The 25,132-nt window shown below is 68.5% G+C and carries 19 protein-coding genes and 6 pseudogenes; 11 read left to right on the top strand and 14 right to left on the bottom strand.

Annotated features, from left to right (window positions below):
- Positions 1-569: 569 nt before the first annotated feature.
- Positions 570-719: a hypothetical protein gene (locus tag QFZ67_RS00870; protein WP_307665695.1), complete on the bottom strand. Its 150-nt coding sequence runs from the start codon at positions 717-719 to the stop codon at positions 570-572.
- A gap of 288 nt (positions 720-1,007) precedes the next feature.
- On the opposite strand from QFZ67_RS00870, the gene QFZ67_RS00865 reads away from it, so the two are divergent.
- Together QFZ67_RS00865 and QFZ67_RS00860 are read left to right on the top strand one after the other, a co-directional pair.
- On the top strand, positions 1,008-4,451 hold the full coding sequence (locus QFZ67_RS00865) for a S8 family serine peptidase (RefSeq protein WP_307659180.1): 3,444 nt from the start codon (positions 1,008-1,010) through the stop codon (positions 4,449-4,451).
- 457 nt (positions 4,452-4,908) lie between these two features.
- Entirely contained in the window at positions 4,909-5,340 is a 432-nt protein-coding gene (locus tag QFZ67_RS00860) for a hypothetical protein (RefSeq protein ID WP_307659179.1), read from the top strand.
- Here the strand turns inward: QFZ67_RS00860 and QFZ67_RS00855 are convergent.
- The 3 genes from QFZ67_RS00855 to QFZ67_RS00845 all read right to left on the bottom strand — a co-directional run bounded on the left by QFZ67_RS00855 (position 5,316) and on the right by QFZ67_RS00845 (position 7,595).
- The gene (locus QFZ67_RS00855; protein ID WP_307659178.1) at positions 5,316-6,188 is read right to left on the bottom strand and encodes an IS3 family transposase; all 873 of its coding nucleotides are present in this window, start codon (positions 6,186-6,188) and stop codon (positions 5,316-5,318) included. The genes QFZ67_RS00860 and QFZ67_RS00855 overlap by 25 nt on opposite strands.
- Positions 6,185-6,493, bottom strand: coding sequence for a transposase (locus QFZ67_RS00850; protein ID WP_307659177.1), 309 nt, complete (start codon positions 6,491-6,493; stop codon positions 6,185-6,187). The genes QFZ67_RS00855 and QFZ67_RS00850 overlap by 4 nt, the downstream gene beginning before the upstream one ends.
- A 427-nt stretch (positions 6,494-6,920) precedes the next feature.
- Positions 6,921-7,595 carry an IclR family transcriptional regulator gene (locus QFZ67_RS00845; RefSeq protein WP_307659176.1) on the bottom strand — a complete coding sequence of 225 codons (675 nt, stop codon included), beginning with the start codon at positions 7,593-7,595 and terminating at the stop codon, positions 6,921-6,923.
- Between the two features lie 354 nt (positions 7,596-7,949).
- Between QFZ67_RS00845 and QFZ67_RS00840 the strand changes: the two genes are divergently transcribed.
- A complete protein-coding gene (locus QFZ67_RS00840) occupies positions 7,950-10,838 on the top strand; it encodes a BTAD domain-containing putative transcriptional regulator (RefSeq protein WP_307659175.1) in 2,889 nt (962 codons plus the stop codon).
- 614 nt (positions 10,839-11,452) lie between these two features.
- Here QFZ67_RS00840 and QFZ67_RS00835 read toward each other — a convergent pair.
- Complete coding sequence (locus QFZ67_RS00835; RefSeq protein ID WP_307659174.1) at positions 11,453-12,010, bottom strand: RICIN domain-containing protein; 558 nt, start codon at positions 12,008-12,010, stop codon at positions 11,453-11,455.
- A 454-nt stretch (positions 12,011-12,464) separates the two neighbouring features.
- On the opposite strand from QFZ67_RS00835, the pseudogene QFZ67_RS00830 reads away from it, so the two are divergent.
- A pseudogene (locus tag QFZ67_RS00830) lies at positions 12,465-13,581 on the top strand (IS630 family transposase).
- A gap of 54 nt (positions 13,582-13,635) precedes the next feature.
- On the opposite strand, the gene QFZ67_RS00825 reads toward QFZ67_RS00830, so the two are convergent.
- The 4 genes and pseudogenes from QFZ67_RS00825 to QFZ67_RS00810 all read right to left on the bottom strand — a co-directional run bounded on the left by QFZ67_RS00825 (position 13,636) and on the right by QFZ67_RS00810 (position 16,926).
- A complete protein-coding gene (locus QFZ67_RS00825; protein WP_307659173.1) occupies positions 13,636-14,073 on the bottom strand; it encodes a hypothetical protein in 438 nt (145 codons plus the stop codon).
- Positions 14,074-14,158: 85 nt separating this feature from the next.
- Complete coding sequence (locus tag QFZ67_RS00820) at positions 14,159-15,133, bottom strand: alpha/beta hydrolase (protein WP_307659172.1); 975 nt, start codon at positions 15,131-15,133, stop codon at positions 14,159-14,161.
- Positions 15,134-15,435: 302 nt separating this feature from the next.
- Positions 15,436-15,522, bottom strand: a pseudogene (locus tag QFZ67_RS00815) (IS5/IS1182 family transposase); the annotation flags it as partial.
- Positions 15,523-15,714: 192 nt separating this feature from the next.
- Entirely contained in the window at positions 15,715-16,926 is a 1,212-nt protein-coding gene (locus QFZ67_RS00810; RefSeq protein WP_307659171.1) for a pyridoxal phosphate-dependent aminotransferase, read from the bottom strand.
- A 116-nt stretch (positions 16,927-17,042) separates the two neighbouring features.
- Here QFZ67_RS00810 and QFZ67_RS00805 point away from each other — a divergent pair, with 116 nt between their 5' ends.
- The 3 genes and pseudogenes from QFZ67_RS00805 to alr all read left to right on the top strand — a co-directional run.
- Positions 17,043-17,702: a winged helix-turn-helix transcriptional regulator gene (locus QFZ67_RS00805; protein WP_373429910.1), complete on the top strand. Its 660-nt coding sequence runs from the start codon at positions 17,043-17,045 to the stop codon at positions 17,700-17,702.
- Positions 17,703-17,823: 121 nt separating this feature from the next.
- Positions 17,824-18,936: an ABC transporter substrate-binding protein gene (locus QFZ67_RS00800; protein WP_307659169.1), complete on the top strand. Its 1,113-nt coding sequence runs from the start codon at positions 17,824-17,826 to the stop codon at positions 18,934-18,936.
- A gap of 22 nt (positions 18,937-18,958) precedes the next feature.
- Positions 18,959-19,638, top strand: a pseudogene (alr, locus tag QFZ67_RS00795) (alanine racemase); the annotation flags it as partial.
- A 331-nt stretch (positions 19,639-19,969) separates the two neighbouring features.
- Here alr and QFZ67_RS00790 read toward each other — a convergent pair.
- A pseudogene (locus QFZ67_RS00790) lies at positions 19,970-20,485 on the bottom strand (IS982 family transposase); the annotation flags it as partial.
- Positions 20,486-20,559: 74 nt separating this feature from the next.
- Between QFZ67_RS00790 and QFZ67_RS00785 the strand changes: the two are divergent.
- On the top strand, positions 20,560-21,360 hold the full coding sequence (locus QFZ67_RS00785; RefSeq protein ID WP_307659168.1) for an alpha/beta fold hydrolase: 801 nt from the start codon (positions 20,560-20,562) through the stop codon (positions 21,358-21,360).
- Positions 21,361-21,694: 334 nt separating this feature from the next.
- Here QFZ67_RS00785 and QFZ67_RS00780 read toward each other — a convergent pair whose 3' ends face one another.
- Positions 21,695-22,090, bottom strand: coding sequence for a hypothetical protein (locus QFZ67_RS00780; RefSeq protein ID WP_307659167.1), 396 nt, complete (start codon positions 22,088-22,090; stop codon positions 21,695-21,697).
- A gap of 448 nt (positions 22,091-22,538) precedes the next feature.
- Here QFZ67_RS00780 and QFZ67_RS00775 point away from each other — a divergent pair.
- A pseudogene (locus QFZ67_RS00775) lies at positions 22,539-22,715 on the top strand (IS5/IS1182 family transposase); the annotation flags it as partial.
- 196 nt (positions 22,716-22,911) lie between these two features.
- Here QFZ67_RS00775 and QFZ67_RS00770 read toward each other — a convergent pair.
- Both QFZ67_RS00770 and QFZ67_RS00765 read right to left on the bottom strand, forming a co-directional pair.
- The gene (locus QFZ67_RS00770; protein WP_307659166.1) at positions 22,912-23,304 is read right to left on the bottom strand and encodes a hypothetical protein; all 393 of its coding nucleotides are present in this window, start codon (positions 23,302-23,304) and stop codon (positions 22,912-22,914) included.
- Positions 23,235-23,627 carry a hypothetical protein gene (locus QFZ67_RS00765; protein ID WP_307659165.1) on the bottom strand — a complete coding sequence of 131 codons (393 nt, stop codon included), beginning with the start codon at positions 23,625-23,627 and terminating at the stop codon, positions 23,235-23,237. The genes QFZ67_RS00770 and QFZ67_RS00765 overlap by 70 nt, the downstream gene beginning before the upstream one ends.
- An 80-nt stretch (positions 23,628-23,707) precedes the next feature.
- Here QFZ67_RS00765 and QFZ67_RS00760 point away from each other — a divergent pair.
- Both QFZ67_RS00760 and QFZ67_RS38915 read left to right on the top strand, forming a co-directional pair.
- Positions 23,708-24,592, top strand: a pseudogene (locus QFZ67_RS00760) (IS30 family transposase); the annotation flags it as partial.
- 10 nt (positions 24,593-24,602) lie between these two features.
- The gene (locus QFZ67_RS38915; RefSeq protein ID WP_373429909.1) at positions 24,603-24,923 is read left to right on the top strand and encodes an integrase core domain-containing protein; all 321 of its coding nucleotides are present in this window, start codon (positions 24,603-24,605) and stop codon (positions 24,921-24,923) included.
- Here QFZ67_RS38915 and QFZ67_RS00750 read toward each other — a convergent pair.
- Entirely contained in the window at positions 24,868-25,125 is a 258-nt protein-coding gene (locus tag QFZ67_RS00750) for a hypothetical protein (RefSeq protein WP_307666123.1), read from the bottom strand. The genes QFZ67_RS38915 and QFZ67_RS00750 overlap by 56 nt on opposite strands.
- Positions 25,126-25,132 lie beyond the last annotated feature (7 nt).

Genomic DNA, 25,132 nt, shown 5'->3' with positions numbered 1-25,132 from the left:
GCGAGCGCGCGGCGGACAGAGGAGTATCAGGCCCGGCAGCGAGCCGCCTTGATGCAGGCACGGAAGGTTTCGCCGTATGGGCAGGCGCTCTGGTCCGCCCCGGCCTAACTCACATACGGCGCCATGGCCTTGCGTACTCCGACAGCTTCGCCTCGAGCCGTCCCGTTGGGGTCCATTTGGGTCCCGTCGCCTCACCTCGCCCCCGACGAGGTGGAAGTGCTCACACGCGACGGACTACCGATCCGCAATCCCCGGCGCTACGGACCCGCATTCACGGACAGCATGCAGCCGCCGCGCCTGACCCTCGCCACGCCCCATGGACCGGGCGTCCCCGTCCCTGCATGGGTCAAGCCCCCCGCGGTGGAGACCATCCTGGTTAAGCACCTCCCGTACGTCCTGTGGCATCTGGAGAACACGGTCACGGTCGCACGAAGAAAACTTCCAAGCAATCGCATCGATTACCTCGCGGTGGTCCCGTCACCGGCCGCCCCGCTTCGGCGTCCGGTCCGGAAGCAACGGCTCGATCCGCGCCCACTGCGCGTCGGTCAACGGCACATCCGGACCAACGATCAGATGATCCGAACGAAACGGCCTAGGTGTGTCAGGTCCAGACTGGCCAGAAGCAGGAGGACGATGCTCGCGGCGGAGGTCAGGAACTCGGCGGCGAAGGCGTCAGCTTCGCGTTCCTGGCGAATGTCGCCGGTCGCGTCGCCGTGCAGGACTGGGTGGCCGAGTTCGTGGGTTGCGGTGAACCGGTGGCGGCGTCGGGCGCGCCGTGACCGGGCAGCACTATGCGGCCCACCGTGCCGTGCGCGGTCTTTCCCGGATGTTTCGCAAGGGCCCGGTGCAACACTTCCGGCGCACCTGGCCGGATTGGCAGGGGCACCGACTATTGGTCTGTACCTTCCCCTTGACAGCGTGAGAGGTCCAGTCCACTTTCCTTGAACGAGCCAGTTGCAAGCGCCGCCATACGTCGTGCACCCAAGCCGCCGTTCAAGGAGTCGAACATGCGCTGGACCAGGGCAATCACTGCCTCCCTTGCGATAGTCGCCGTACTCGGGCCGCCATCACCCGCACTGGGCGTCACCCCCGCCTTACCCGACCGGGGCCCCGCCCCGGATCCCAGGACGTCCGCCTTCATACACTCCGCGCTCAAGCCCACCGCGGCGAGCCAGTCCGCGACCCTCATCACCGGAGACCGGGTCGTCGTCCGCGAACTCGCCCAGGGGAAGCAGTCGCTCACCGTCTTTCCCGGACCCGGCCGGCAGGACGTGGGATTCATCAAGCAGGGCCACACGGACAAGAACGGCCTGCGTCACCTCGTCGTCCTGCCCAACGACGCCGCGCCGCTGGTGTCGTCGGGCGTGCTCGACAGCCGTCTGTTCGACATCCCGGAGCTGATACGCCAGCACCGGGACGACGCCTCCCGTACGACCCTCCCGCTCATCGTCACCTCCCGCGACTCCCGTTCCGGTGCCGCCCCGGACGCCGTGCGCCGCCATGCCCGGGCGACCCGTGCCCTGCCCGGCGTGGGCGGTTCGTCGGTCGTGACCGACAAGAAGCGGCTCGGCAGGCTCTGGACCTCGATCGTCGGCCCGCCCTCCGCGGCGCGGATCGAGCGGAAGGCGTTCACCGGCGGCGTCGGCAGAGTCTGGCTCGACGGCGAGGCCAGACTCTCCGACGACCAGAGCAACAGCCAGATCGGTGCGCCCGCCGCCTGGGAGGCCGGATACACCGGCAAGGGGGTCAAGGTCGCCGTTCTCGACGGCGGTTACGACGCCATCCACCCCGATCTCGCCTCCGCCGTCACCGAGGCGAAGGACTTCACCGCAAGCTCCGCGGGCGTCAAGGACACCTTCGGGCACGGCACCCATGTCGCCTCGACGATCGCCGGCTCGGGCGCGGCCTCGAGCGGCAAGTACAAGGGCGCCGCCCCCGACGCCCAGCTGCTCGTGGGCAAGGTGTGCGCCGGGGAGACCTGCGACTACTCGGCCATCCTTGCCGGGATGGAGTGGGCCGCGCAGCGCGCGAAGATCGTCAATATGAGCCTCGGCGGCAGCGCAAGCGATGGGACCGACCCGCTCTCCGCCGCGGTCAACCGGCTCTCCGCGCAGTACGGCACGTTGTTCGTCGTCGCCGCGGGCAACGCGGGCAGCCCGCTGACCGTCGGCACGCCCGCGGCCGCGGACGCGGCCCTCGCGGTCGGCAGCGTCTCCAAGACCGACCGTGTGAATTCCTTCTCCTCCCGCGGGCCGCGGCTGCGCGACTACGCGGTGAAGCCGGAGATCGTCGCGCCAGGTCAGTCGATCGTCGCGGCACGCGCCGCCGGTACGTCGATGGGCTCGCCGCTCGACGCCAACTACACCAGCGCCAATGGCACGTCGATGGCCACCCCGCACGTGGCCGCGAGCGCCGCGATCCTCGCGCAGCAGCAACCCGACTGGAGCGCCGGCCGGCTCAAGGCCGCGCTGACCAGCACCGCCACGACGCTGGACCGTGCGGGCGTGTACGACCAGGGCAACGGTCGCCTCGACATCGCCCGCGCCGTACGGCAGTCCGTCACCGCCGCTTCGTCCACGGTGAACTTCGGACTGCTGAAGTACCCGCAGGCCGATCTGCCGCCCGTCACCAGGGCCGTGACGTACGCGAACGACGGCGACGCCCCGGTCACCCTCGCCCTCCAGGTCGCCGGCTCCGGACCGGGTGGATCGGCGCTCCCCGAAGGCGCGTTCGCGCTCGATGGCAACGATGTCACCGTGCCTGCACACGGCACGGCCGAGGTCGGCCTCACCGTGAACCCCAAGGCGCTGAGCGCCGATATCGGCTCCTACGGCGGCCGGGTCACCGCGACCGCGCCCGTCGGCATCACCGTCACCACCGCGTTCGGCGCCACCACCGAGCCGGAGTCCAAAGAACTCACGATCCGGGCTGTCGACCGGGCGGGCAACCCGGCGAGTTCCGCCCTGACGCACTTCTTCTACCTTCTCGGCCTCGACAGCGGAGACACCCCCAAGCTGCCTCCGCTCACCGACGGCTCGCTGACCGTGCGTGTCCCCACAGGCACGTACGCCCTCAATGCCTTCGTGGACACCCCGATGCCCGGCCAGCCGGCACAGCGGGCGAGCAGGACCTGGACGGCAGTGCCGAGCATCGTCGTCGACAAGGACATGACCGTCACGCTGGACGCCCGCGCGGGCAAGCAGATCCGGGTCCGGACCGACCAGCGGGCCGCCGTCCGCGATGTTGCGGACATCGACCAGACCCAGTCGTCGGCGAACGTCTCCCTGCTGATCGGCTACCGGACCTACGACAGCGCCGAGGAACTGTACGCCGTCCCCGTGAAGGCCGATCCCGCCTCGTTCGCCTTCGGCGTCTACCAGACCCTGGTGAACCCGCAGGCCAGCAGAGAGAAGTACGCGTACTTCTTCGCCAGGCCCAACAAGGGCCAGATCCCGGATTCGCTCGACTACCGGGTCAGGGACAACGAACTCGCCCTGGTGCGCGCCCTGATCCGGGCACAGGGCATCGCCGCGCACGGCACCCGCTCCTCCACGCCGTTCTACCTGCCCGGACAGAGCATGGTCGTGGCCGCCTTCAACGAGGTCACGCTCCCGGTGTGGCGCAACGAGTTCTATTCGGCGGGCGAGGACATCTCCTTCAGCCACTACCTGTGGCAGCGCGGTATCGACGAGCCCACGCAGTACAACTTCGACGGCGAGATCGAGGGCGGCTACTACGGCTACAAGCCCGGAGAGCGGCGAACGCAGACCTGGAACTCGGCCGTCCACGGCTCCGACATCTCCATGCACCCGTGGAACCGGGTGCTCAGGTACGGCGACACCCTCCTCGCCCAGACATGGCCCTACTCACCCAGCGAGCCCGGGCAATCCGCCGCCTCCGCCTTCAACGCGCAGTACGCCACCTCCACGACCACCCTGTCCGCGGCGGACGGCACGGTGATCGGGAGCAGTTCCCAGCCGTGGGGTTTCTGGCGCACATCGCCCGACAAGGGCCGCTACACCCTGGAGGTGAAGTCCTCCCGCACGCCGACCTGGTCGGCGCTGGCGCCGCAGGTCAGCACCCGCTGGTCGTTCGAGACTGCGACCACGGCCGAGAGCATGTATCTGCCCTTGCTCACGCTCCACGTTCGGGGCCCGTTCGACGAGTACAACCGGGCTCCGGACCTTCCTCTGTTCCCGCTGGAGATCAGCGTCGGAGCGCAGAAGGAGTCCTCGGGAGCCGGCGAGGTGGACAAGGTCACGGTGCAGCAGTCCGCCGACGACGGCACGACATGGAAGCCGGCCCGCGTGTACCGCGCCAACAGCAAATGGTACGCGCTGCTCACTCATCCGCAGGGGGACACGAAGTTTGTCTCGGTACGGGCCAGGGCCGAGGCGTCGAACGGTGACGCGGTCGAGCAGACCACGATCCGGGCGTACGGACTGGAGTAAAGCAACTCCCGCGCGGCCGGTGACGACTCGCCCGTCTCCGGCCGCGCTCACCACTCGGGCTGGATTCCTAGGACGGTGTACACATATCGCCGTCGTGGAGGGCGAGTTGGTGGTGTGGGCCTACCCCATATCCACCGAGCGCACTGATCATTGGCACCGGAGCGTGATGACCACTACGTTCGCGTCACCGAAGATTGTGGACTGAGGACGCAGGGGGTGACGGGGCGGTGGAGGAGCTCGCCGAAACGCGAGCGGTGGCAGGCTTCGTCTTCGCCACGGATGAATCTCCTGTCTATCTGAAGGCGGCAGCGGTTGGGGAGCGGGTGACGCTGCCGCTGTTCAAGCCGCCGTGGATCCTGGTCGATCACACGCCGGAGCGAGTGCTGGTTGCCCGATGGCCGGGGCGGCTTTTCCGCGCGCACGTGGTCTCTCCGACAGGGATGCGGAACGTGCCGCGATGGCACGAGCCGCCGAAAACCTGCGGTCTGACGCCGGCTACACCCGCGCCATCGCTGTCGACCTGCTGGAGGAGATGTCCCCGTCGGTTCTCTTCGGCCCGCAGGGTGACGCAGTGATCCGCGTCATCGAGGCCGCGATTGCCCTGGACGAGGAAGGCGCGCGGAAACTCGCTTCCGCGCCTCATCCCGCAGCCGATCGGGAGTACAGCAAGGCATGGGACCGGTGGCTCGCTGAGCAGCCGAAAGCCGCGCACAACCGGCATCAGGATCACGCGTCCACCCTGTTGATCCGCGGGGCCGGAACCTCGGGATCGCCAATCGGAGACGGGTTCCCCATGGTCTGGCACATGCTCAGGAAGAGCGCTCTGAGCTTGTTCCGCTTTGACGGACACCGTCGGTGTGGTGGTCAGGCCGCGAGTGCGGTCTCGTAGTCGGCGGGACTCCGGTAGCCGAGGCTGCTGTGCAATCGGTGCAAGTTGTACCAGCCTTCGATGAAGTCGAAGATCGCGGTGCGGGCGGCGGCCCGGCTGGGCCAGGCGGTGGTGCCGAGCAACTCGCGCTTGATGGTGGCGAAGAACGACTCGGCGAGCGCGTTGTCCCAGCATTGGCCGGTGCGGCCGACCGAGAGCCGGATGCCGAACTCACTGCTGAGGGCGGCGAATTCGGTGCTGGTGTATTGGCAGCCGCGGTCCGAGTGAAAGATCACCGACCGGCTTGGGCGACGCTGTCGACAGGCAGATCGCAGGGCATCAGCAACCAGCTCGGTCCGCAGGTGATCAGCGGTTGCCCAGCCGACCACCCGGCGCGATGCGATGTCGATGACAGTCGCCAGATAGAGCCAGCCTTCCTCGGTCGGAACGTAGGTGATGTCACCGCACCAGCGGGTGTCGATCGCCATGGGATCAGGAGCGAAATCACGCAGGACCAGGTCGGGGCGGGTGGCGGCTCGCGGGTCTGGGATCGTGGTCAGTTGTCGGCGTCTGCGATGACGGCCCTGCAGCCCGGCATTGCGCATCAGTCTGGCGATCCGGCGCCGGCCGCAATCCTGGCCTGCCTGTTGCAGGGCAGCGTGGATGCGCGGAGAGCCGTAGGTGCCCCGCGACCACTCGTGGACTTCGGTGATCCTCCCGGTCAGCTCGGCATCGCGGACCGCCCGCGGTCCGGGCTTGCCGCCGCGGCGGGCATAGAAGGCGGTGCGGGAGACCTTGAGCAGTTCACATGCGCGCTTGACGTTGTGACCGTCCTGCTTCTCCGCCTCGATGAACGGGTGCACGCTCACCGGGTCTCCTTCGCGAAGAAAGCCGTTGCACGCTTGAGGATGTCGACGTCCTCGCGCAGGCGACGGTTCTCCCGCCGCAACGCGGCCAACTCCTCACGCTCGCTGCTGGTCAGGCCGTCCTTCTCGCCCGCGTCGACCTCAGCCTGGCTGGCCCACAGCCGCACCGCGGTCTCCGTCAGGTCGAAGTCCTTGGCGATCTGACCGACCGAACGGTCACCACGCCGGCACAGTTCAACGATCTCGGCCTTGAACTCCGGCGTGAACGAACGGCGAGGCCGAGGCTTCTTCTTCCCCATGCTCTCCATGATGGACATCCTTCCGGGGCAGAACCCCTGATCTCAGATGTCCGTCAAAGCGGATCAAGCCCACTCAGCTCCGCGGTCGCGCGGAGTCGTTCGCCGTTGACGAGGACGGCGACGAGGTGGTGTTGGATCCATGGCGGACGGCCGGTGGTGCGCTACTCGATGCAGCGATGGCGTTTGGCGCGCCGCACCTGGTGGACAGTCACGCCCTCGCGGTGCTGACCAGGGCCTGGAACGTGGTGTTTCCGAGCCTGGATGAAGCCTCTTGCCCCCCGAAAGGCACAGCGGAAAGCACTGGTTGACCATAGCGCGCAGCACGTGCTCCGTGCGGTCCGCTCCGGACCCCACTCGCAGTGCCTCGGCCCGGCCATCAGCTCCAGCAGGCTGACGCCCTGCTCTCCACTTCAAACCGTCACCTCAGCTGCGGAACTCAGGCCGGTCGGTTCCCGCCGGTTCGCCGGCCGCGCAGGCCCGCGCTGATCACCCGGCCGGTGCGTCGAGCGGCGTCGGCCAGTCGCTCCAGATGGTGCGCGGGATCGGTTGCGACGCACAAAGCCGCTACCGGGGCACCGCCCACCTCGTACAGGGGCACTGCTGCGCAGCACACTCCCGCCACCAGTTCCTCCCGGTTGAATGCGACACCGCGATCCCTGATCGCGGCGGCCTCCTGCCGCCAGGAGGCGGGAAGCGGACCCAGCAAGGGATCCGGACAGGCCGCGGCCACCAGCACCTTGCCCGCCGCGGTGGACCACGGCCAGGTCATGCCGCTCTGCAGCGGGGCAAGCAGCTCGGACTCACCGGGCGCCCATTCCACGATGAGTGTCTGGCCTTTCGACAGCACGCCGATCCCCACCGCCACGCCCGTGAGCTCCACAAGTCGGCGCATCGGCTCCCTCGCGGCGGACCGCAGACCGGGATGCGGCTGCCACCGGCACCCGAGGTGGAACATCTGCAGACCCATCCGGTAACTCCCGTGGCACCGCTCCAGCGCGCCCAGATCGGCCAGCTGTTCCAGCAACCGGTACGCGGTCGTCTTGGGCAGTCCGCAATCCGACGCGAGCCTTGTGAGGCCCGCCTCTCCGGCCCGTCCCACCGCTTCCAGCAACCCGAAGGCGCCTTCCAGTACGCTCCGTCCGCCCGCGCCCGGTGAAGGCGGCGGGCCAGCGGGCCCGTATGCCGGCAGCTGCTTCGGAAGACTCTCCGACCGCTGCGCCGAAACCCGCATCTGCGGTGCGATCACTCCTCGTCCGCTCAAGCCCCTCGCCCCCCATTTCGCAGCCAATGAGCGACGCCCCCCCGCCGCCCATGCCCGGGCCGTATACGGCCCTCGCACATCCGCTCAATTGCGCCTCAGTAGGTTCGCATCCAGGTATGGCTCGAAACGTTGTCGATAGCCAGTCGCTCGTCCCGCAGCGTCCGTGAAGAATGAAGAGGGGCTCTTGGTAGGGGGGCGGACATCATGGTGGACGTGCAGTTGCTCGGGCCCGTGGAACTGTCGGTGCGGGGGGACGCGGTGGAGGTGGGGCCGCCGCAGCGCCGTACCGTGTTGGCGGCACTGGCGGTGGACGTCGGTCGGCCCGTCGCGGTCGACGTGGTCATCGAACGAGTCTGGGGCGCCGATCCGCCGGACGGGGCACGGCGCGCGGTGCACGCCCACGTCACCCGGATCCGGCGGGTGTGCGAGCGAGTTGCCGACGCCGGTGAGGGATCGTTGCGCTTGGTGCGCCGCTCGGGCGGGTACCTGCTGGAAGCCCGCCAGGAACAGGTGGATGTGTACCGGTTCCGGCAGCTGGTCGACCGGGCCCACGCGACGGGGCAAACAGACCGCGCCAGAGCGTCGCTGTTGCGTAATGCGCTCGGCCTGTGGCACGGAGAGCCGCTGGCCGGACTGAACGGGCAATGGGCGGCGCGCACGCGCGAGGCGTGGCGGCGTCAGCGGGTGGACGCCGCAGTCGGCTGGACCCGCGCGGAGTTACGCCTCGGTGACCCCGGAGCCGTCACCGGCCCGCTGACCGAACTGCTCGGCGAGCACCCTCTGGTGGAACCTCTGGCCGAGGCGCTGATGCGGGCGCTGCACGACGCGGGACGAAGCGCGGAGGCACTGGACTGCTACGCCACCGTCCGGCAGCGGCTGGCGGAGGAACTCGGCACGGATCCGGGACCGGCCCTGCGAGAGATGTACCAGGCGATCCTCCAGAGCCGCCCGTCCAAGCCAGCCCAGCGGCCAGTACCCCCGGCACTGGTCACGGCTGTCCCGGACGCTCCTGCGCTTGCACGGTGGTCGTCGGCGGCGTCACGGACGGCCGAGGTCCCCGCGCAGCTGCCCCTGGGTGTACGCGGCTTCACCGGCCGAGACGAGGAACTGGCCCGCCTCTCGGCCGTTCTCGCCTCTGCTGGGGCAGAGACCGCCGCAGTGGTGATCTCGGCGGTCTCGGGCATGGCGGGGGTCGGAAAGACGGCGCTGGCAGTGCACTGGGCGCGTCGGGTGGGTAGCGCGTTCCCCAACGGGCAGCTGTATGTGAACCTGCGAGGGTTCGGTCCACAGGGTGCGGCGGTGACTCCGACAGAGGCGGTGCGGGGGTTCCTCGATGCGTTCGGGGTACGGCCGGAGCGTGTGCCGCCGGGTCTGGATGCCCAAGTGGGGCTGTACCGGAGTCTGCTGGCCGGACGGCGAGTGCTGGTGGTGCTGGACAACGCGCGGGACGAACGACAGGTGCGCCCGCTGTTGCCGGGGGCGGCGGGATGCATGGCGCTGGTGACCAGCCGGAACCGGTTGACCGGGCTGGCCGCGGCGGAGGGCGCGGATCTGCTACCAGTAGACCTGCTGCATCCGGCTGCGGCGCGGGAGATGCTGGCGAATCGGCTCTCGGCGGGTCGGGTGGCGGCCGAGGCTGAGGCGGTGGGGGACATCGTCGCATGCTGCGCGGGCTTGCCCCTGGCGTTGGCGGTAGTGGCGGCGCGTGCAGCCGCGCAGCCGCAGATTCCGTTGGGGGTGCTGGCAGAGGAGTTGCGGGAGGCAGGCCGCCGGTTGGACGCGCTGGACGGGGGCGAGCCTGCCAGTCAAGTACGAGCGGTGTTCTCCTGGTCCTACCGCGCGCTCAGCACTGATGCGGCGCGGGTCTTCCGTCTGTTGGGGTTGCATCCGGGGCCGGATGCGGGGTTGGCGGCGGTGGCTGCGCTGGCGGGAGTGCCGCCGGAGCAGGCTGCGGAGCTGCTGATCGAGCTGACCAGAGGAAACCTGCTGGTCGAGCACGTTCCGGGGCGGTATGCATTCCATGATCTGCTGCGGGTGTATGCCGGCGAGCTGGTGGCCGTTCACGACAGTGAGCAGCTGCGGCGGGCGGCCGTCCACCGAATGCTGGATCACTACCTCCACACGGCGTGGGCGGCTGATGTACTGGTGACCCCGCAGCCCAACCCGGTGGCGTTGGCACCGGCGCGGCCGGGAGCGAACCCAGGGGAGCCGACGGATTATCAACAGGCGCTGGACTGGTTCGTCGCCGAGTACCGGGTGCTACTTGAGGTGGTGCGGGGTGCGTCCACGGGCTTCGACGGCCATGTGTGGCGGCTGGCCGCAGTGCTGACCACGTTTCTGGACCGGCACGGGTATTGGCAGGCCTTGGCGGCAGTCGGGCGCCGTGCGCTGGAGGCGGCGCGCCGGAAGGATGACCGGGCCGGTGAGGCCAGTGCCCACCGCGGGCTGGGGCTGGCGCTGGACCGGTTGGAGGAGGATCCTGTGCAGGCGCGAGGCCACTACCTGCAGGCGCTGGAGTTGTTCGCCGCGCTGGGCAGCGACGCAGGGCAGGCTCGCACGCATCAGCACCTCGCGCGGATGTCGGGGGCGCAGGGCCGTCAGCAGCAAGCGCTGGAGCATGCGAATCGCAGTCTGGAGCATTACCGCGCGGTGGGCGACCGGGCAGGGCAGTCGGCGGCGTTGAACCACATCGGCTGGGTATCAGCGCAACTGGGTGACCACGTCGAGGCGTTGGCACGCTGCGAGCAGGCGCTGGCGCTAGCGCTGGCGACACGGGATGTGAACGGGCAGGCTCATACCTGGGACAGCCTGGGCTACATCCGCTACCGCATGGGCCAGTATCAGCCGGCGGTCGACTGCTACCGGCAGGCGGTGGAGCTGTTCCTCGCTACCGGGGAGCGCAACAGCGAGGCCAGGTGCCTGGTCTGGCTCGGCGACAGCCATCACAGTGCGCACCAAGTCGGCGCTGCCCATGGTGCCTGGACTCGAGCCCTCACCATCACCGACGAACTCGGCCTGCGCGACGCTGACCCCCTCCGCACCGGAATCCGGCATCGCCTCCGCCTCCGTCGAACTGGGGGAAGCAGGCGGTGATGTTTTCCTAGGAAACTGCTGAACAACGGGCGGCGTCCTGCGGGGCCACCGCGTCATCGAGCACCAGCGAGTCCAGCGCCCGCCTTGTTTCCCCGGGCACCCCGATGGCGGCCACGATGTCCCGGACCGCGTCGAAGCGGCCAGCCGCTTGCGCCAGGAGATCAGCGTGGTCAGATGGAACCCCTCTGGCCCAACCGCACGCCACCTTCCGCCGATGTCACAGTGCACCGCCTGGTCTTCCGATCGGACAGGTCATGCAGTGTCTGCAGCACCGGCGCGATCCCATCCATCGGAAGACTCGGACGCCCGGTCGACGCGGGGACCGGTGCCCGACACCACCGCTTTGCGAGCTTTCGATCCGGTGCACCAGGCCCCTTGGGTCGCGATCGCCGAAGTGGACACCAATCAAGACGGCGTCCTGGGCGGCAAAGCAGAGCGCCCAGGAATCGGAGGGGCATAGCTCTGTGGCCTGCCGCGGGGCGGCCACACAAGCGCAGCTTCCTGAGAGATCCAGTCCTGGTGGGCACTTCGTTGACGCGCCGCCGCCGGAGTGAGCAATTACCGTAGCGCGGAGCGGCCGTCACGGGCACCGAGTTGGCGGGCAGAGGGACAAACTAGAAGCCGACGATCCAGCGCTGCGCGAGGCTTCCGTTGCAGCGGAAGATCTGCACACCCAACCCCTCGGCCGACGGTCCCCCCGGCACGTCGATGCAGAGGTTGGTGTCACGACGACCTGCCCTCGACATCAGCGTCACGACGTCAGGCGGCGGTGCCGAGCTCTTCCAGTCCTCGTTGGTGACATCTGTGCACTCCACCTGGGCGATCGGCGACCGGGACGCGACGGGGCCGTTCATGTACATGCATAGGCCGCTGAGCTGGTTGATGAGGTGGTAGCTGCTGCCGGAGAATTGCAGGAACTGCCAGCCCTGCGCGGTGCTGCCCGTACAGGCCGCCTGCACGATCGCCACCTCGCCCGTGGATCCGCCCTCGGGTTGCAGGCACTTGCTGTTGCCGACGTTCTTGATCGGATGGAAGACACCGGCGAAGGGCGCTAGGGACGTGGACGGTGCCGGTTCCGCACTCGCTCCCGTGGCGGTAGCAGCTGAACCGATGCCGGCCAGCATGATCATGGCGGCGAGACCGCCCATTCTCTTTCGCAAGGTGAGACGCATGGTTGCTGGATACTCCTTCGACGTTGAGTGTTGGCCCCCGGAGATGCCGGGCTGCCGAGGAACAGCGTGGTTCCTCTGGTAGCTGCCTGTCGCGTCATGTTCCGCTGAGCGGACCGCAGTTCACCGGCCGCTCCCATCCCTTAGCCTCGATCCACCGACGCGGTCTGAAAGTGATCTTCTGACGGATCCCGAGCCGGTTTTGGGACGGCTGTTGGGCATGGGCGGGTTGTATCTGCTGGTCTGCCCAGCTTTTCCACGGTGCGGTTCCGGTCGGGCCTTGGCCGGCGGGGTGGGCAAAGGGCTGTCAGACCGGTTCGGGTGGGTCGTGGACGGTGTCGAACAGGTGTGTCCAGGCGTGCTGCCAGGGCCAGTTGTGGGGCAGGTGCAGGGTGATACGGCGGGCGGAGCGGGCAATCCTGGCGGGAACGTGCACGAGGTGGGTGCGGAGGTGGCGGTGGCTGAGCCTGTCCGTGTGCGCAGACTGACTGACCAGGAGGGGCAGAAGCTGCAGCAGATCGTGCGCCGGGGCAGCACGAGTTCGGTGCGCTACCGGCGCGCGATGATGCTGCTGGCCGCGGCCGGCGGGAACCGGGTGCCGGTGATCGCCCGGCTGGTGCAGGCCGACGAGGACACCGTGCGCGATGTGATCCACCGGTTCAACAAGATCGGCCTGGACTGCCTGGACCCTCGGTGGGCGGGAGGCCGTCCCCGCCTGCTCAGTCGTGACGACGAGGACTTCGTCGTCCAGACGGCCACCACCCGCCCCACCAGGCTCGGCCAGCCCTTCACCCGCTGCTCGCTGCGCAAACTCGTCGCCTACCTGCGGAAAGTCCACGGCCAGATCATCCGCATCGGCCGCGAGGCATTACGCGGCCTGCTCGCCCGCCGCGGTGTCACGTTCCAGCGCACCAAGACATGGAAGGAATCCCCCGACCCCGACCGTGAGGCGAAGCTGGACCGGATCGAGGAGGTCATTGACCGCTTCCCGGACCGGCTGTTCGCCTTCGACGAGTTCGGCCCGCTCGGGATCCGGCCCACCGCGGGCTCGGGCTGGGCCGAACGGAAGCATCCCGACCGGGTGCCGGCCACCTACCACCGCACTCACGGGGTGCGCTACTTCCACGGCTGTTACTCGCTCGGCGATGACCGCCTGTGGGGCATCAACCGCCGCAAGAAAGGGGCTGCGAACACGCTGGCCGCGCTGAAGTCGATCCGCGCCGCCCGGCCCGACGGCGCACCGATCTACGTGATCATGGACAACCTGTCCGCCCACAAGGGCACCGCCATCCGCCGCTGGGCGAACAAGCACAAGGCCGAGCTGTGCTTCACCCCGACCTACGCCTCGTGGGCGAACCCGATCGAGGCGCACTTCGGAACCGCTGAGGCAGTTCACCATCGCCAACTACCCCAACCACACGGTGCAGACCCGGGCCTTGCACGCCTACCTGCGCTGGCGCAACGCCAACGCCCGCCACCGCGACGTCCTGGCCGCCGAGCGCAAGGAACGCGGCCGCATCCGCAGCGAGAAAGGCATCCGCTGGGGCGGACGCCCCCTTGCCGCTGTGGCCTGAACAACCTGGCGAACCTATGCGGTCAGAGCCCTAGCCGACACCGTATCCGCCTCGTTACCAACGGTGAGCGCTGACGCCCTCGACGATGAGGGAGATGCCGATGCCCAGCATCCAGACATCCTTGGCCAGCGCGGTTCCATGCTCAGTGGGTCGTAGGCTGCCCTCCTTACGCATGCCCGGCGCGCGCAGGTATAGCCCGAGCGTGCCGGCAGAGAACGCGGTCAGCGCGGCTCCGGCAACAGCGGCAGGGACCACCGGCAGGAGCAGCGCGGCGGCAACGGCGGTCTCCCCGGCAGAGAGCAACCGGACGAACTGCTGGGCATCGAGCTTGCCCAAGAAGGGGTAGGCGGTGGTGGCGAACTGCTGCAGTCCCTCAGCGGTGGCCTGGTCCGCGCCGCGTTTCGACAGCGCGGAGTTGAGGAAGAACGTGCCGACGGTGAGCCTGAGCGGCAACTGCCGCGCTGCGGATCGCCAGATGGAATCGGATGCCATGCCGAGCCTCCCAAAGTGGGCAGTTGGCCCCTGGAGAACGACCGTCGGCCTACGAAGCACCGACCGAGTCACGGAACGTCACAGATCAAGGCGAAGCGACACCACTGCTCAGGGCGTCGCGCAGCACTGCGACGGCCTGGGCAACGGCCGCACGGGTGGCATGGGTGTCGCTGAGGGGGTTGAGCATCATGAAGTCGTGGGTGATGCCGTCGTAACGGACCGTGGTGGTGTCGACGCCCGCGCCGCGGAGCTTGGCCGCGTACGCCTCGCCCTCGTCGCGTAGGACATCTGCCTCGTCGACAAGGAGGAAGGCCGGTGGCAGACCGGAGAGCTGATCAAGGTCGGCCTTCAGGGGAGAGGCGGTGATCTCGCTGCGCTGCGCGCGGTCGGGAATATAGGCGTTCCAGAACCATTCCATGGCCTTGGCGGTGAGGAAGTAGCCGGTGGCGAGATCGGCGTAGGATTTGGTGTTCATTTCGGCGTCGGTGACCGGGTAGTACATGGACTGATGCACGAAACGGACGTCGCCGCGCTCCTTGGCCATCAGAGCGAGAGCAGCCGTCATGTTTCCGCCGACCGAGTCGCCCGCCACCGCCATGCGGTCCGGTTCGAGGCCATGGGCAGCGCCTTCTCGGACGATCCACTGAGCGGTGGCGTAGCCCTGCTCGATCGCCACCGGGTAGTGCGCCTCGGGAGAGCGGGTGTACTCGACGAACACGATCGCAGCCTGCGCCCCGTCCGCGAGCTCGCGGACCAGTCGATCATGGGTGTCGGCGTTGCCCAGAATCCATCCACCGCCATGCATATAGAGAACCACGGGGAGGGGCGGCGCGGCGCCTCGCGGCCGGACGATGCGGACACGTACATCGCCGACATCGGCAGGAACAGTGATCCACTCTGAGTCGACATCGAGCTTCTCGATCGGTTCCGCTTGAAGGTCGTCCAGCACCCTGCGGGCCTTCTCGGGCCCCAGGTCGTACAAGAACGGCGGCTGGGACGTGGCATCTGCGAACTGCTGGGCTGCGGGCTCCAGAACGATGGAGCCAGAGGGAGCGGTCATGACGAACTCCGTGAGGTCTGGGGCTGAGAGAGATGCTGAGGACTCCTGCACGGCCTGACCGCGGAGCGTCAATGCGCCCCGCCACTGGGCAGGCAGCGCAGCATTGCCACAAGCAACAGCCTCGCCCCTCCGAGTCATGATCGCATCCGTGCAGTCGCACACCCCGGCCCGTACCGCCACCGCGCTGTTCGAGGCCGAAGCAGGTGGAGGGCCGGCTGCGGGGCCCAGATCGGTCAGGCGCCTCGGTCGCGATCTCGGGCAGATCATCGGATGCGAGTCTTCCGGCCACCATTCGCCAGGCGGGGATACCGGTGGCGTCGGGGCGGACGAACCGGCAGCAGCGGGGCAATGCGTTCCCACAGGCCATCAGGCACAAGATCAGCAGACACACACCAGATCCTGCCGACACACCACCCAACCGCCAACCCGCCAGACGTATTTCCTTCTGAAACGATTAGTAAAGCTACGCGGCCCCGAAGCCGCTGCCACCAGGGGATTTGGTCGCAGCTATGCCCATCCGGCCTCCCGCGGGACGGGAGAAGCACACCGACCGGCGCGGTGTCCCCCGCCGGGAGAGCTCCCTACTGCCGGTACCCATTCAGGAACCTTCCGATCCGGCTGATCGCCGTGTCCAGGTCGTCGGCGTGCGGAAGGGTCAGGATCCGGAAGTGGTCGGGGCGGGGCCAGTTGAAGCCGGTGCCCTGGACGACCTGGATCTTCTCCTGGAGCAGTAGGTCGAGCACGAACTTCTCGTCGTCGTGGATCGGGTGCACCTTGGGGTCGATGCGCGGAAACGCGTACAGGGCGCCCTTCGGCTTGACGCACGACACTCCGGGGATCTCGTTGAGCTTCTCCCAGGCGCGGTCGCGCTGTTCGAGGAGACGGCCGCCCGGCGCGGTCAGTTCGTTGATGGACTGACGGCCGCCGAGCGCGGCCTGGATGGCGTACTGGGCCGGGGCATTAGCGCACAGCCGCATGGAGGCGAGCATGCTCAGCCCCTCCAGGTAGCTCTTCGCGTGCTGTTTGGGGCCGGTCACCACGAGCCAGCCGGAACGGAATCCCGCCACCCGGTACGTCTTCGACAGCCCGCAGAAGGTCAGGACGACCAGGTCAGGAGCGAGGGCCGCCGTGCAGTGGTGCACGGCGTCGTCGTACAGGATCTGGTCGTAGATCTCGTCCGCGAAGACCATCAACTGGTGGCGGCGGGCGAGGTCGAGGATGCCTTCGACGATCTCCTTCGGGTAGACCGCGCCCGTGGGGTTGTTGGGGTTGATGATGACCACGGCCCTGGTGCGGTCCGTGATCTTGGATGCCATGTCGTCGAGGTCGGGGTACCAGTCGGCCGACTCGTCACAGACGTAGTGCACGGCCTTGCCGCCAGCGAGGGTGGTGACGGCGGTCCAGAGCGGAAAGTCGGGGGCGGGAATGAGGACTTCGTCGCCGTCCTCAAGGAGTGCCTGCACGGCCATGGAGACCAGCTCGGAGACCCCGTTGCCGAGGAAGACGTCGTCCACCGTGACCTCGCTCAGGCCGAGCGCCTGGTAACGCTGGGTCACCGCGCGGCGGGCGGAGAGCACCCCGCGCGAGTCGGTGTAGCCGTGTGCCCGGGGGAGCATCCGGATCATGTCCTGGACGATTTCCTCGGGCGCCTCGAAGCCGAACAGCGCCGGATTCCCGGTGTTGAGGCGCAGCACGCTGTGGCCCGCCTCCTCCAGTGCGTTGGCCTGCTCGATCACCGGCCCTCGGATCTCGTAACAGACCTCGCTGAGCTTGCTCGACTGCCGAAACTCCATGGCGCGCCCTCCCTGGTTCTTCACGGGCCCCGGACCGCCCGGACCCCACTGGTCTCGCCCGTACCGCAACTGTGTCACTTGGTTTTACCAAGTACGAGCTTGGAAAGTCCAACAACTTGTCTAGACTGCGTCGCATGCCGCCACGTCAGCAACGCCGTCGAAGCTACGACCAGTACTGCGCCTCCGCCCGCGCCCTGGACGCGGTCGGGGACCGCTGGACCCTGCTGATCGTCCGGGAGCTCCTTGGCGGACCGCGCCGCTACACCGACTTGCATGCCGACCTGCCCGGCGTCTCCACGGACGTGCTTGCCGCCCGGCTCAAGGACATGGAGGCACAGGGTCTCGCGACACGGCGCAGGCTCCCGCCGCCGGGAGCCGCGACGGTCTACGAACTCACCCCGCGAGGCGTGGGGTTGCTGCCCGTCCTGACCGCACTCGCCGAATGGGGTGCGCCCGACCTCGCCGAGCGCCGACCCACCGACGCGGTACGGGCGCACTGGTTCGCTCTGCCCCTCCTGTGCCGCCTCCCGGCGCCGGAGATCCCGACTGTCGTCGAAGTGGTAGTGGACGAAGGTGTGTTCCACCTACGCCTAGGCGGCGGAGGGCCGGCGTACGGCGACGGACCCGCCGAGGAACTGGACGCGCGCCTCGTGCTCGACTCCGACACCTGCCGCGAACTCGGCGAGGGAGTGCTCAACGTCGAACAGGGCGTCACAGCGGGCCGGATCAAGGTCCTGGGCGACGGTCCGTTCGCCGCCGCGCTGCGCGGCAGCTGAGGAAGTCACCCGGACCGAACAACGGCCGTTCGGCCGCCGGCCGCGAGAGAGCTGCCACAACGGCAGCGCCCGTCGCGAGAAGCCCTCAATCCGCATATCGTCATACGGGAGAAGCCCACGCATGAATACGCCACCTTCGACACCTGTGGCAGAGCGGACCGACGGGTCATCCGTCCGGATCGGCGCGCTCGTTCCGCTGACCCGGCCGGGCTGGGTCGAGGCGGGGCAACACCTGCTCGCCGGACTCGAGCTGGCCGTACGCGAGGTCAACGAGGCCGGCGGGATCCTCGGGAGACCGCTCGAGCTGGTGGTCCGGGACACCGCGGCTGATCCGCAGAGAGCCGCGGCGGCCGTCGACGAATTGGCCCGCCTGGGCGTGGTGGCGGTGGCGGGGGAGTATCACAGCGTCGTCGCTCGCGCCGCTGCTGTCAGGGCCGACGCCCTCGGCCTGCCGTTCCTCTGCTCGTCAGCAGTTCTCGACGCGCTCACCGAACAGCCGACGGAATGGGTCGCGCGCCTCTCCCCGCCGCAGTCCCACGGCTGGCAGGTCTACGCGGACTTCCTCCTCGGCGCGGGCCACAGCCGAATCGCTGTAGCAGCCCAGTCGAGTGTCTACTGGGCATCCGGGACCCGCATTCTGCGGGACTACTTCGCTTCACGCGGCGGCACTGTCATCGAGCTCGACATGAGCGCGCTCACCCCCGTGGCCGTGTGCGACGAACTCGTCGATCATCGGGCGACAGCCCTCCTTCTTCTGGTCGGCCACCCGGAGCCGGCGGTGCCGCTCGTCAAGTCTGTCCGCAGCGACCAGCGCCTCGCCGAGGTCCTGATCGGCGCTCCGGCCGGGCAACCGGAGTTCGCCGAATGGGCGACGCTGCTGGGCGACGACGGCGCCGCGATCCCGTTCTTGCGCTACTTGCCCGAGCGCCTCAGCCCACTCGGTGCACGAGTCGAGACGGCCCTCCGCGAGCGGCTGGCCGAAGCGCCCTCCTTCGTCGCCTTCGAGGGCTACGACACGATCGCCGTCCTCGCCGATGTGCTGCGTGCTCACGGCACGGACCGGGCGCGCACTGCCGAATCCTGGCCGCGCGTTGCCGTCGAAGGCACCCGCGGGAAGATCCAGTTCTCCCGCACGCCAGGCATCAGCGTCTGGCAATGGGCTCGGACGCCGGTCCAAGTCGTGGACCGAGATCCGGGGGAACTCGATCGCTTTCGGATCCTCCACGCCGACTGAGCTTGATGTTTAACCCCGCGGCGCGGAAGTCGAGGGGCTGGTCCGGATCGCCGGACTGTTCTCGCACTTCGCGTGCGCCGACGTGCCGGGTCACCCGTCCATCACCGCCCAGCTCGCCCGGTTCCGGGAGATGACGCCGTACGCCGAGGAGCAGGGCGTACGGCCCGAGGCGCGGCACATCGCCAACTCGGCGGCCGCCCTCACCCTGCCCGAGACCCACTTCGACATGGTCCGCACGGGCATTGCCATGTACGGCGTCTCGGCCAGCCCGGAACTGGGCACTCCGGAGGACTTTGGGTTGCGCCCGGTGATGTCGTTCAGCGCCGCGCTGGCCCTCGTCAAGCACGTCCCCGGCGGCCACGGTGTCAGCTACGGCCATCACTACGTCACCCCCGACGAGACCACCCTCGGCCTGGTGCCGGTCGGCTACGCGGACGGCATCCCGCGGCACGCCTCGGGCAGCCGCCCGGTGCTGGTCGACGGCAAGTTGCGCGCGATCGCCGGGGCGGGTCGCCATGGACATGTTCATGGTGGACCTGGGCGGTGACGACCCCCAGGTGGGCAGCGAGGTCGTGCTGTTCGGGCCCGGCAACCGAGGGGACCGCCGAGGACTGGGCACAGGCCAGCGCCACGATCGCATACGAGATCGTCACGCGCATCGGTACGCGCGTTTCCCGCGTCTATCTGAATGCGTCTGCGTGAACGCGTCCGTCTCGCCTGCGGCATCATCTGCTTGAGACGACTCCGAACCTCATTCTGAAACGATCAGTAAACCAGGACCGCCGTGGGTACACCTGATGGCCGTGCGGAAACGCAAGACCTCGTGGTCTGTGAACGCTGCCACCAGGACATCCATGCGGGACGGAGTACAGCCTCAGCCCAGAATTGATTACTGGAGAGCCGGGTGCGGGGAAATCTCGCCTGCCCGGTTCGGGAGGGGGCCGTCGGAAAAGGACCCGAGCCACGGGCACCTCTTCGGCGGCCTCCTTCACTCTGTGGGAGCCCGGGGTGAGATTCCCCCGGGCGCCCGACTACTCAGTGCAAAAGCGACTGGGAGGCCATGCAGGGTGCAGACCAGGTGCAGCCGCAGCCCCCAGAAGTAGCGTGTGTAGTTGGCGCAGTACCCGTACTGGGCCCATCCGGCCGCGTCGGAACGTTTGACGGTCTCACGGGAGCGGCCGCACTCGACAGGTGTGGAGTCCACGACCCATACGTCGTCGGTCCACAGCGTGGTGTCGCAGGCCAGCGTGCGGGTGAGGTGTCGGATAAGGTCTGCGGCTTTGCGTAGTCGCTTGTTGTAGCCGGGGTGCTGGGGTACGCAGGGGAACAGGTGCCGCAGGTGGGCGCGGGCATGCCGCAACCAGCGGGCCTCGGAGGTGAACCCGAGGATCGCCTGCATCATCATGGCCAGCGTCACCAGCTCCGCGTCGCTGAACTGGGGTGCGATACCCACGACCGGCCGCCACGGGGCGACCTGCGGCGAATCCTTCAGGAGGTCGTCGGGCTTGACGTACAGCGCGGTCGCGGGGGAGTCCAGCTCTGTCTTCACACACCGACGTTGGACTCTCCCTCATCCCATGCACAGAAGGCGATCCCAGGGAATCGATCATCTAAGGTGATCACATGGCGACCGCAGACGTGAACGGCATCATCATCGGTTACGACGACCAGGGTGGCCGCGATGACACGCCTCTCCTCCTCGTCCACGGGCACCCTTTCAACCGCACCATGTGGGCGCCGCAGGCCGAGGAGTTCGCATCGGCCGGATATCGCGTGGTCACCGCGGACCTGCGCGGCTACGGCGAGAGCAGTGTCGTCCCCGGGATCACGCCGCTGGAGGACTTCGCCCGCGACATCGCTGCGCTGATGGACCTGCTCGACCTCGACCGAGTGCTTCTCGGCGGGCTGTCCATGGGCGGGCAAATCGCGATGGAGTTCTACCGCCTCTTCCCCCGCCGGGTCAGCGGTCTACTGCTCGCCGACACCTTCCCCGCCGCGGAGAAGCCCGAGGGCAGGGTCTTCCGCAACGCCATGGCGGACCGGCTGCTCGCGGAGGGCATGGGCGGCTACGCGGACGAGGTCATCGACAAGATGGTCGCCCCGTACAACATCGCTGCTTTCCCCGAGGTCGCCGCACACGTGCTGGGGATGATGCGGACGACCCCACCAGAGGGCGCAGCGGCGGCGCTGCGCGGGCGGGCGGAACGCCCAGACTACTGCGAGCTGCTGACCAAGGTGACGGTTCCCGCGCTGGTCGTGGTCGGTGCGGATGACGAGTACACCCCGGTGAACGACGCCGAGTTCATGCACCAGCAGCTGCCGGACTCCACCCTCGCCATCATCGAGGGCTCAGCCCACATGCCCAACCTGGAGCGCCCGGCCGAGTTCAACGCCGCCCTGGCCCGGTTCCTGGGCGCACTATGAGGGCAGCGGTGAGCGAACCGCATCCGCTGCTGCGGCACCTGTTGGATGCCGCGGACGTACGCTTCCTGCGAGAGTAGTCCCCCGGCCATCCCAAACCGCCGCTACTCCAGCTCACAGGCCGGGCCAGCGAGACCATAGCGTGTCGCGGGAAAGCACCGCAGGTCGATAAGGGTGCTCCCCGCGCATGTGGGGATGGACCGGGCGACCTGCGGTGCCCGCTGTCTGGCTGGCTGTGCTCCCCGCGCATGTGGGGATGGACCTCGGCGGCTGCGGCTGTGGCCGCTGTGGTGCTCCCCGCGCATGTGGGGGTGGACCAACCGCCGGTGTCTGCCCGTTAGGTGACGCTGATCTTCAAGCTGCCGTTGGCGAGTGCGCTGACACTCGCCGAAGCACCCGGTGCGACCGTAACGCTGGCGCTACCGCCAGCTGAGAAGACCAGGGTGGCGTTGGTGTTGTTGGTCACCGTCGAGACCAGCGACACCTGGGCCCCGGTGTCAAAGGTGGCGCCGACGGAGAGCTTTGAGGCCGGAATGGTGACCGTGCCGCCGGCCAACAGGCTGATGCGCACCGAGCCCGTCACAGCCGCGGAGGACTGGACGTCAGCGAAGACGGCATGTACCGGTGCGGCCGAAACCGCGGAGGCGCTCGGATGGAATGCGATCAGGCTGCCCGCGGCTGCGAGAGCGACAGCGGCGGCGATCTTGGCTGTAAGGCGGTGGGACGGGCGCACGGAACCTCCATGGCAGGAGTGAAGGGTCTCCAGGACAACGGCAGTGCCTGGTTTGACCCCATAGATAGCCTCAATTAGCGAAGCGGATGCAATGTGACATGCGGGCGGCTCCCGTCGAGCGCTGAATCCACCCGAACAGACCTGACGCCTGCCCGCCCGTCGGCAGGCACGACAGCATCCACTGAAGGCCGCCACAGCGGGCAGCCGTCGGGAGCGGGCAGCTGTCCGTGCGAGGTCTCAGGACTTCCTTGACGGCTTGTCGTCAGGAGACGCCTGACGATTCTTCTGGGTGCCCCGGCGACTTCTGCGTCGCCCCGGAGGGTGACCGCCACACCGTGGAAGTGATGCGCCGAACCGCGTTGTATGAGGTTGCGATCCTCGGTCGCCCCGGAAGGCGACCGCCACCCACCCATGGGCACAGGGGGCCTTGCGATGCTCTGGGATGTCGGTGGACTCCACGATCATGCGGGTGCATCAGCATACGGCCGGGCCCGGGGAAAGGGGGGCGGCCTCGACGATGGAGCCGACGGATCACGCGGTCGGGCGTTCCCGCGGCGGCTTGACCACGAAGGTCCACCTGGCCGCCGACGGCAGCCCCTTGTCCTTCATGCTCACACCTGGGCAGGCCGCTGTCGCGCTCACCTTCAACCCCACGCGACGGGCGACACAGGGGTGGCGGGCGGCCTGGACCCCGCTCGCGGAGCTGGTACGTGTCCAGCGCCTCGTGCTCGCGGTCGCGGTCGCGGTCGCGTAGACCATAGGGACAGAACCGCGACCAGCCCCGGCACCTCAGCCGGTCGGTGATCCTCAGCCGGGCGTGATCACTTCCTGACGCGCGAGGTCCTGTAGAGACCGGTGGTCAGCTCCGCCAGCTCCGACAGGGAGATGCGGGAGTGCTCCGTGGCGGCCACGGTGCTGTGGTCGGCCCAGACGCAGAAGGCGCGGGGAGCGTCCTCACCGTTGCCGTGCACGGCGTTCCGGCACGTCATCACGGCGCCGTCGTAGCCGTCCAGGTGGAACTCCTCCTCCGGTCCGGCCCACTTGATGCCGTGGAAGGGGAACTGCTCGTCTCCACCGGCCGACCGGAGGAAGCGGGCGACCGCCTCCTGCGGGTCGGGGATCTCACCCCACAGTCCTCTGAAGGTCAGCCACTTGCCTTCCGTCGTCCCGTCGTCCCGTCGTCCCGTCGTCCCGTCGTCCCGTTGGGCCGCCATCCGCCCACCGCGTAGTCCGCACCCGTACCGGACGCGTTGCGGACGATCCTGCCGGCGTCCCGCGGTGTGATGCCGGTGCCCTTCACCTCCGTCTCGCCCTGGAAGCAGTCCGCGTCGGAGGGTTCGCCCGCACAGTCCACGATCCCCACGTAACTCAGGTCGTTGCCCAGGACTACGTACTCACCGACCGACCGTGGCGGATCCAGCATGTACCCCCGGGTGTCAGCCTCGGGATACGTCATGGTGTACACACCGCCCGCAAGCACAGCGAGCGCCGCCGCGCCAGCCACGATCAGACCCGTCTTCCGCCGTGCGGCACGCATGAACCGTCTTCCCCCTTCGTCGGTACACGTGCTCCGACCAACGGAAGCGGAGAAAGGCTGCCCCCAGGACAGGGCGCAATGTGCAAGGTCGGCTTGCCGGCGCGGTCTCCGCGCCGGGCGGCCGCGCGGTTGAAGGACCGGAGGTCCGTTGGATCGGCCGGCGCCACGGGCGCCGTCAGGACCGGTGCTGGGCGCTGTCATGGAGTCCGGAGCAGATCGCCCGTCGGCTCCCGGTCGACTTCCCCGAGGACGAGACGATGCGGATCTCGCACGAGGCCATTTACCAGGCCCTCTACATCCACGGACGCGGCGCGTTGCGCCGCGAGCTGACGGCTTGTCTGCGCACCGGCCGGGCACTGCGGGTGCCGCGGGCCCGAACCCGGGGCCGCGGGAAGAAGTTCGTCACCGAGGAGGTGATGATCAGCCAGCGGCCTGCCGAGGCCGCGGACCGGGCCGTCCCCGTGCACTGGGAAGGCGACCTCATCATCGGCCTGGGCAGTTCTGCGATCGGCACGCTGGTCGAGCGCACCACCCGGTACACGATGCTGCTGCGCCTGCCCCGGATGGACGGCCACGGCGATGGCCCGCGGGTCAAGAACGGCCCGGCGCTGGCCGGCCACGGCGCCGAGGCCGTACGCGATGCCATCGCCGCCACGATCACCACGCTGCCCGAGCACCTGCGAAGGTCGCTCACGTGGGACCAGGGCGCGGAGATGGCTCAACACGCCCAATTGCGCATCGATACCGGCCTGGAGGTCTACTTCGCCGACCCGCACAGCCCCTGGCAGCGCGGCACCAACGAAAATACCAACGGGCTCCTTCGCCAGTACTTTCCCAAGGGAACCGACCTGAGCAGGCACAGCCGAGAGGATCTCGACGCTGTCGCCTCCGCTCTCAACCGCCGCTCCCGCAAGACTCTCGGCTGGCGAAATCCCGCCGAGGCTTTCAACGAGTATCTATGCTGACTGACAGGCAGTGTTGCGACGACTCCTTGAACCCGGGCAGTACACGAGCCAGCAATTCGCCGCGCTGGCCGACGAGCTTGGAGTCCGGCTGTCGGCCAGCCGGACCGGACAGTGCTGGGACAACGCGCTCGCCGAGTCGTTCTTCGCCACCATCAATCGCGAGTTGCTGGAGACCGCCGCATGGCCAAGTCCGCCGCGTGCAGAACACCCAGGGAAGGGCCCCGGCCGTCGTCCAGCCTCTGCAGCACCCCCGAAGGCTGGCGCTCCCGAGCACCTCACGGACCACCGACTGCGGCGATGTTCCAGCCGCTCGGTGACGACCTGGTCGTAGTCGACGGCGTCGACCGGCCGCACATGCTCAGGGGCACGACCCACACCCGGTACTCCGCCGCCACACTGCCGTCCTCGCCATTGCGGTACGACGGCATGCGTACCAGGTAGAACCGGCCCGTTTCCGTCTGCCGCCACTTCCACAGCCGCGCGACGACTTCCTGTTGCGGATGCCCAAGCACCGGATCGGCGGGCAGCACCACCCGGACC

Source organism: Streptomyces sp. V1I1 (assembly GCF_030817355.1).
GTDB lineage: Bacteria > Actinomycetota > Actinomycetes > Streptomycetales > Streptomycetaceae > Streptomyces.
The sequence above is the reverse complement of the archived record's forward strand: the minus strand, read 5'-3'. Positions and strand labels throughout refer to the sequence as shown.